Annotated in this window: 12 protein-coding genes and 1 pseudogene; 5 read left to right on the top strand and 8 right to left on the bottom strand. The window is 30.6% G+C overall.

From position 1 onward, the window contains the following. The coding region (locus Q0F58_RS15695; protein ID WP_294378628.1) for a plasmid mobilization protein at nt 1-254 on the bottom strand (254 nt) is incomplete at its 3' end. A gap of 397 nt (nt 255-651) precedes the next feature. On the opposite strand from Q0F58_RS15695, the gene Q0F58_RS15690 reads away from it, so the two are divergent. The 5 genes from Q0F58_RS15690 to Q0F58_RS15670 all read left to right on the top strand — a co-directional run bounded on the left by Q0F58_RS15690 (nt 652) and on the right by Q0F58_RS15670 (nt 3,043). Next, on the top strand, nt 652-963 hold the full coding sequence (locus Q0F58_RS15690; protein ID WP_294378625.1) for a helix-turn-helix domain-containing protein: 312 nt from the start codon (nt 652-654) through the stop codon (nt 961-963). 108 nt (nt 964-1,071) lie between these two features. After that, a complete protein-coding gene (locus tag Q0F58_RS15685) occupies nt 1,072-1,515 on the top strand; it encodes an ImmA/IrrE family metallo-endopeptidase (RefSeq protein ID WP_294378623.1) in 444 nt (147 codons plus the stop codon). A 195-nt stretch (nt 1,516-1,710) separates the two neighbouring features. Then, nucleotides 1,711-2,379, top strand: coding sequence for a DUF4417 domain-containing protein (locus Q0F58_RS15680; protein ID WP_294378621.1), 669 nt, complete (start codon nt 1,711-1,713; stop codon nt 2,377-2,379). After that, nucleotides 2,379-2,855, top strand: coding sequence for a DUF6883 domain-containing protein (locus Q0F58_RS15675; protein ID WP_294378619.1), 477 nt, complete (start codon nt 2,379-2,381; stop codon nt 2,853-2,855). The genes Q0F58_RS15680 and Q0F58_RS15675 overlap by 1 nt, the downstream gene beginning before the upstream one ends. Nucleotides 2,856-2,857: 2 nt before the next feature. After that, entirely contained in the window at nt 2,858-3,043 is a 186-nt protein-coding gene (locus tag Q0F58_RS15670) for a DUF4926 domain-containing protein (protein ID WP_294378617.1), read from the top strand. A gap of 60 nt (nt 3,044-3,103) precedes the next feature. Here the strand turns inward: Q0F58_RS15670 and Q0F58_RS15665 are convergent, their stop codons facing one another. The 7 genes and pseudogenes from Q0F58_RS15665 to Q0F58_RS15635 all read right to left on the bottom strand — a co-directional run. Then, nucleotides 3,104-3,460, bottom strand: a complete 357-nt coding sequence (locus Q0F58_RS15665; RefSeq protein WP_294378615.1) for a TnpV protein — start codon at nt 3,458-3,460, stop codon at nt 3,104-3,106. Further along, complete coding sequence (locus Q0F58_RS15660; RefSeq protein WP_294378613.1) at nt 3,457-3,648, bottom strand: hypothetical protein; 192 nt, start codon at nt 3,646-3,648, stop codon at nt 3,457-3,459. Before Q0F58_RS15660 ends, Q0F58_RS15665 begins: the two co-directional genes overlap by 4 nt. A gap of 122 nt (nt 3,649-3,770) precedes the next feature. Then, entirely contained in the window at nt 3,771-4,829 is a 1,059-nt protein-coding gene (locus Q0F58_RS15655; RefSeq protein WP_294378611.1) for a restriction endonuclease subunit S, read from the bottom strand. After that, nucleotides 4,816-5,793 carry a class I SAM-dependent DNA methyltransferase gene (locus Q0F58_RS15650; protein WP_294378608.1) on the bottom strand — a complete coding sequence of 326 codons (978 nt, stop codon included), beginning with the start codon at nt 5,791-5,793 and terminating at the stop codon, nt 4,816-4,818. The genes Q0F58_RS15655 and Q0F58_RS15650 overlap by 14 nt, the downstream gene beginning before the upstream one ends. Beyond that, nucleotides 5,790-6,734, bottom strand: coding sequence for a hypothetical protein (locus Q0F58_RS15645; RefSeq protein ID WP_294378606.1), 945 nt, complete (start codon nt 6,732-6,734; stop codon nt 5,790-5,792). The genes Q0F58_RS15650 and Q0F58_RS15645 overlap by 4 nt, the downstream gene beginning before the upstream one ends. 5 nt (nt 6,735-6,739) lie before the next feature. Next, complete coding sequence (locus Q0F58_RS15640) at nt 6,740-6,946, bottom strand: helix-turn-helix transcriptional regulator (RefSeq protein WP_294378630.1); 207 nt, start codon at nt 6,944-6,946, stop codon at nt 6,740-6,742. Between the two features lie 295 nt (nt 6,947-7,241). Then, nucleotides 7,242-7,640 (bottom strand): annotated as a pseudogene (locus tag Q0F58_RS15635) (23S rRNA (uracil(1939)-C(5))-methyltransferase RlmD); the annotation flags it as partial.

The following is a 7,640-nucleotide window of genomic DNA, read 5'->3' as shown; positions in this document are numbered from 1 at the left end:
TTGTTTTCTTCTTTATCAATTAGATTTAGCTTGTTAGCCTTATATGCCAATTGATTTAGATTATTACCTATTGCATAAAGTTCTTTTGTAACTTCATAAAATTTTGTATCTGGTTTTTCTTTTGGTTCATATCCTTTGATAAGCAATCTAATTAATGACGATTTAGATAAACCACTTATCATTACTTTTCGATTTAGATCATCTGATTCTTCTTTAGATAATCTGATATGAAGTATCCTTGTTTTGTTTTTCATTTAATTTCATCTCCCTTCACTTATATGGACAAAACTCCCTAAAATGCACACCCATTTTCAAAAACCTTTAAAAAATATTTATACTCCCTTCACTTGTTTGGACTGAGAGAGTGCAAAAACAAACCCTAAAATTGAAAAAAGTTTAAGAAAATAAAAAAATCTCACCAATTTGTGAGACATATCTAAAAAATATTTATTTTTTAATTAGGGTATTAGGGATATTCCCTAACGAGAAATACCGTTTGTATTTACAAATGGTCTGCTCGCTAAGAATAAATATCTATTTTTCATAAACAAATAAAATAAGCAATATTATGCGAATTATTTGTATTTATTGGTAATATGTATTATACTTTTGGTAAGCAGATAATGTGCATATTCACAAAAGGAGGAAAACATGAGTAAGGAATTAGGAGAAAAAATGATAGAGCTTTTAAGGAAACAAAATATAACTCAAAAGCAACTTGCAGACAGATTGAATACGACTGAAGCAACACTATCTAGATGGGTTAATGGAGAAAGAGAACCTAAGGCGGATATGATTGCAAATATTGCAACTGCACTTAATACTAGTTCAGATTATTTATTAGGTATTGAGAAAAATGATTTTGATTTTTCAAAAACTGAAAGAATGTTAGCTCGTAATTCGTCTAATTTAAGTGATCAGGAAAAGAAAAAGCTAATTAATGCTTTATTTGGGGAGGAATAGTAATTGGGATTTATATTATCGAATAACAGATATGAGGAAATTAAAAAAATAGTTGTTGATACTATTATCAAACTAGATATTAGTCATTTGCCAATAAGCGGTTTTGAAATGGCATCAAAATTAGGAGCGGTTGTTGTTCCATATTCATCGAAGCCAGAAGATGTTCAATTACTATTGATGAAAGAGAGTAAAGACGGCTTTAGTGAAATGCATAATGGTAAATGGTACATATTCTACAATGATAAAAAAGTTTATGGCAGGATTAATCATACTTTATTACACGAATGTGGTCATATTGTGTTTAATCATAGTAATTCAAGCGATTTAGCAGAAGCTGAAGCAAACTTCTTTGCAAAATATGCTATTGCTCCACCAGTTTTGATACATATTCTCCATTTGAAAAATAGTGACGAAGTATATAACAATTTTTATATTAGCCATCAAGCATCTGAAATTGCATACAATTATTATGGAAAATGGTTAATGTTTGGTGAATCAGATTATACAGATTATGAAAAAAACTTATTACAGCATTTTAATTTTGCTGTGTAATATTTTGAAAGGTGGTGAAATAATGGGTTAAATACAAAAATACACTAATTAAATTGTTGGCGCAACTTAATTAGTGCAATTTCTTCGGATGTAAACATCCAATATCTTGCGTAGTTATTGTGACACATCTGAGGAACAAATTCAATATTTTATTGTTTATTCACTTAGTAGTGAGGAAAGGAATTGATCACAATAATGACAATAGAAAATAAGAGAATTAAAATTGATTGTAAAGATGTTTTTCATGCTTTTTTAGTAGAAAAAGCAAATTATGAAGGGATTGAGGAAATACCTTGTATTAAAACAAGTAAATTAATTCCAGCAAGGGTTATCACTTTTTCAAAAGCAATTAGTTCAAAAGATTACAACCAATGGATTGTATTTTATGAATACGATGAAAATTTCATTAGATTATGGAATAATCCAAGAAAGTATTTACCAATTATTAAAAAATATGAGGGTATAGTTACTCCAGATTTCAGCTTATATCGAAATATGCCGCTAGTAATGCAAAAGTGGTCTACATATCAAGGTAAGGCGATTGGAGTATGGCTACAAAACAATGGAGTCGAAGTAATTCCTAATGTTAGATTTTCCGATGAAAGATCTTATGATTTTTGCTTTGACGGTATTGAAAAGAACAGCACTGTATGTATAGGAACTCACGGATGTATTAAAAATTTAATTGAAAGAAAATACTTTGAACAAGGACTTTCTAAAATGGTAGAACGCCTAACGCCAAAAAAGATTATAGTATATGGAGCCGCTCCTGATGATATTTTCAAAAAATATAAAGAGCTAGGTATTCAAATTATACAATTTGATAGTGAATATGCTTCTGTTCACAAGGAGAAAATTTCGTAATGGGAGCAGGTTTTAAAGGTAATTTTGGAAATACCTTAGGTGCCAAACAAGGAAAATCCTTGGGATTAGGTATCGGTTATTATGAAGAGTCAAATAACAACAATAACTCTATACAAAACAATTATCCAATAAAATCACTTGGAGATGTTCGATATAACAAAAAGAAAACAGAAGAATATCTACTAAATATAAATCATCCAATAGGTGGATCAAAAGCCAAATTTATGAAAGAAGTATTAGGATATTCACAAAATGATTCAAAGTTATTTCATAAAAATGTAGTATCTTCTCTTATAGGAAAAACGCCAAATAAGAGCGAAAAAACTATTTATGGTCTAAAACACACTTACAGCATAAAATTAAATGGTAAAAATGGTAAAAATGCCAGTGCAAATGTAGTTGTTATTATTCAAAAAGATAATAATAGAATTACATATAAAATTGTAACTGTATATCCCGACAAGAAAGGAGAGTAAAAATGAAAGAATTGGATGTTGTTAAATTAATTAAAGAATTCAATGGTTTACCAGCAGGTACAGAAGGAGCTATAGTCTTAGAATATGATGGCAAATATTTCGAAGTAGAATTCTTTGATTCCAATGGAGATACGATAGACGTATTAACTACTCCTGCTGACGCAATAGAATTAGTTAAAAATTTCTAATCATACAAAAGCAAAGCATATTCTTGAGGTTTGTGTCTACTCTCGAATATGCTTTTTGATTTAGTAACGATATATTATCTCTTGATTAACCATTTCTCTTGCAATATTTTGAATATTATTCATCTTTTGTGCCCATAACATCATATCATCAGCTTTAAGATCTTCATCGATATTTTCTTTTTGAGCCAATGATTTTATTAGTGATTCATAATAATTAGAAGCTTCTATTTCTATATTAGATAGATAATCATATAGTTTATTTGATGTAAGAAGATTGTAATAAATGATACGATGATGTTTTTTTAAGTATCTTCTATGTCTATTAGCGAAAACTCCAAGTTCATAATGTTTATTATCATTATTTAGCGTCAAACAAGGTGATGTGTAGTCAGAATATTCTTCGTAATTTACTTTCATAATGATAATCTCCATTTAAATAAATTAAATCTTTTTCTTTTTGTATAAGCTACTTTAATAAGCAAATCATCAACTGCATCAGTATACTTACTTTGTTTAATTAGATTGTTTCTTAAATCATTTAGACAATGAATAAGTGAACTTCTTTCTTCATCATTAAGTAATACATAATATTTATCTTTCATCATTAATTCCTCCTGTGCCATCATTCTATATAAAATGATTACATAAAACGAATGTGTGAAGATAAAATCAAAATATTTCATATTTAAAAATAGTCCAAATTCAATCTTGGGTTTGCTCGGAACTTCTAATTAAAATCACCAATATAATCAATATAATTTTGCATCTTTTCTCTAAAAGTATTTTTACTATATTTTTCCATATAATCATAATCTGGATCGCCTTGATCGTTGACTGGCAATAAAATAATCTCTCTTGAAATTCTTTTATCATTAATCTCGCGATTAAAATTGTATTTTTGAGATAATCTGCTTATCATTGTGGCTAAAAACAAATAATGATATTTGTTAAATTCATCATTTTTTAAGTGGGTAATATGGTCGCTTGCGACAAACTCAAACGGCTCATAAAAGCTTGAACCAACACTACCACTATTAGCCAAACTTATACAATTAGAAAATAGTCTAACACCTTTTTCGTTTGATACAAAGTTATCTACACCATTATTTAGTGCTGAAGAAGAAACATAAGGAACTTTGCCTGATAAATGGTCTGCTGTTTTTAATCGTTTTCCTCTTTGAATATTATCAAAAATATCAACAATAAAAAACGATTTCCATTCCTTATCTTTCAGAGGTATCAGGTCGTACCCCCCCCCGATAAATTTTAGCTGTTCTTTACAGTAGGCAAGATATTTCTGTCTTTTTTTCTCCATCAATTCTTTCACATAATCTTCCATAAATTGATAATCGGGATTATTATTTTCATCAACGGGGAGCATAATTCTTTCACGCTTAATTCCGTCTTTATTTCCCATATGCCCGTATTTGTATTTACAAGCACAGGTATTGGCAATCATTTTTGCTATGAATTGACCGCTATACAGATTTAAGTTATCGGCATACAGCATTAAAATAGACGAACCTGCCCCTCCTCTTCCTAAAAAAGAGTATGGCTGATAAAACGCACTTCCGTCAACAGGACTTACTGTAATGCAACCTGCTTCGTCTAATTTTTCATTTTCAAGAGGTTTGCAACATTTCATAACACCGTTATTTACACTTCCAGAAGCAACAAACGGAATATCTCCAACTTCATAATCGTCCTTATTTCGTGCTGGTGGACGCTTTACAGAAAACAAATCTCCAATAAGAAAAATCCCCCAATTCCTATCACTCAACTTCATCTGTATCACCCCCTGCAAATAAGTACTCTCTATTTTGCATTACCATTGAAAATTCAAAACTTAGGTAATCGCCAATCGCTTTTTCAAAATCTGCTTCTGTTGGAATTTCATCATTGAAATAGTAAAAACTGTGCAACCACTCATCATCTGCTTCAACGGTTGTTTTAACACAGAATTTCGTTTCACTATCAATTCGGTCAAACCACACATCAAGCAAATGCTGTTTTTTGTCTTTTGCTGACTCTGTTTCCAGCAAGCCAATGTGAGGTGCGACCTTATGACCATCATCTTCAAAGTTAATAAACTTACATATTTTATCAGTCGGATGTGGTTCGCCTGCTGTAAATACCGCAATACAGGGCATTGTTCCTACTCCATAAAAAGTGTCCTTATTCAAGGTAATAACTCCCTCCAAAGTGTGTTTTTTAAGAATATTCTCTTTAATAGCGGCTTCTTCCTTCGATTTTCCTGTCATTGTAGATTGCGGAACAATGACCGCACATCTCGCACCCACAGACAATGAATTTAGCAAATGTTCTGTAAAAGCAATTTCATATAAGTCAGGATTTTGTTTTGAGCCTTGTGAATATGGAGGATTCATCATTCCAACAGTTGCTTGTTTCAACTGTAATTTATTAGGGTCTTGCTTCAAAAAATCATCATTTATTAAATTGCTTTTTCCATCACCACGCAAAATCATATTTGTTGTTGCAATGGTAAACATATTAGGTCTTAATTCTATTCCGTGTAATTGATTTTGTCGTATGCTCTTTTTCTGAACATCATTATCTGCCTTTTTTAGCATATTATGCATTGCTGCAATCAAAAATCCCGCAGTTCCACAACAAGGGTCAAAGACAACATCATCAGGCTTTAAGTCAAGTAAATCACAGAACAACTGAGTTATATGCTTTGGTGTAAGGATAATACCAAGTGTCTGTCCATCTCCGCCGGAATAACTCATAAATTCGCCATAAAATCGACCGATATAATCTTCTGCTGATTTTGAAAAGCGAATAGAACGATATATTTTGCTATATAAAACTCCGCAAAATGTTTAAGTGGTGTTTTGTTTAATTTTTCATCGACCTCATTTAATTTTACAGTGTCCTTGATAAAAGCAAACTGCCCTAATATTTTGTCTTTCTTTACCGCAGGAGAAACATTCGCTCTTTTCAAATTAGCATCGATAGCGTCATATATTTTTTGACCATCTGTTTTAATGGTATCGCCCGTTAAATCGCTAATAGAAAAATTCTTAAACTCTGCTTCACGAAGTGCAAGCATAATTCCTGATACAATCAACGGCTTTTCAGTATCAAGAAGATTGCCATAATTTCTTAGATCTTCGTGCAATATTGCAGCATCTTTTAGAATTTCAGTTGTTTCTTTTTCAGTATCAGTATCCTCTTTCAAAATCTCTCGTGTATAGTATTCGTCAATATTATCCTCATTAAAGGAAATAAAAGACTGCACTTCAGGAAGTTCCCTATAAAATTCCGTTTCATCTACATATAGTGGTGAAATCTTATGCTTTTTTTCATCTCCTGATACACCAAACGCAAGAATTTTTTTGTATGTGGTATTTCTTGCAAGGTGTTTTGCATAGAATAGTGCTCCATTTACTGCATAATCTCGCACTGCATTAGCTTCAATACTAATGCAATTCTTATCATCTAATTTGATATGTTTGTCTAATGCCGCTTTATCTTCTATAACCAAAAGATAATCCTTAACAACACCTACATATTCAGGAAATCCTACATTTCCAGTGCCTTTTTTTGAAGCAGTTTTCAACGCTTCATCAATTTCTTTTATATTACTTCCTTGTGCATCTAACTGTATCTCTGCTTGTTTCAAGAGGTCATAGACCCACAAATCAGTTTTAACTTCTTTTTTAGCCATTATTTCTAGTTTCCTTTCGTGATTTCGACTATATCGTCAAGTCCGCATTTAAAATAAGTTGATATTTTCGCCAAAGTTTCCATCGAAACTGGTTCATCTTTGCCCATTTTCGCAAGCATATTTGTTGAAATATTTGTTTGCAAGCGTAACTCTGTTTTAGTAATTTTTCTATCAATTAATATTTTCCACAAACGATTATAACTATATTTCATATATTCGCCTTTAATAACTTCTTCCATATTAAAATAACATAATATATTATATATCGAAATTTTATATTGTATTTCAAGATATAATATTTCACAATCTTTTATTAACATATAATAAATTAAAAATCGCCATTAATGATTCTTATCTAAAAAACTCTTACAATAAATCCTTCAGGGAAGAATAGAAGTAAAAGTTCGAACAAGACTTATATTGTGGAGTTGATGAGCCATTTTACTTAGCAACTAACAAAAAGAACCATCATCACAAAGAAAACAGTTCTATTTTGTTAAATATTAATTAAATCATTTTAAAGTGGTATAACGCATCTTTAATCATCTCTTCTTTTTCTTTTGTACATTTAGGCTGCTTATTATCTTTGTTTTTTGAGATGTTGTAATTATCTCTTTCGATAATACCTAGCTTTTGTTTTATTTGTGCAATATTAAGTGATGATACATTTACACAATACTTATCTAATATGCAATCCTTTATTTCTTGATATGTAGCTTTAGCTTCTGCTTTAGTTAGATCTAATTCATTTGTATTTATTTTTAGGTTGATATGCGTATCTGGAGTTTTTCTAAAAAGTTGACCAACCGTCTCCACATGAATAGTTCCGGGGAACATATCTACTGGTTGTATCTTAACAAGTTCATAGTTATCTTCTAAATACTTGCAATCTCTAGCTAATGTTGC

Origin of the sequence: uncultured Clostridium sp., assembly GCF_934754915.1 — a bacterium.
In the GTDB taxonomy this organism is placed as follows: Bacteria; Bacillota; Clostridia; order Clostridiales; family Clostridiaceae; genus Clostridium.
Note: the sequence above shows the minus strand (reverse complement) of the source record. Positions and strands in the feature narration are given on the sequence as shown.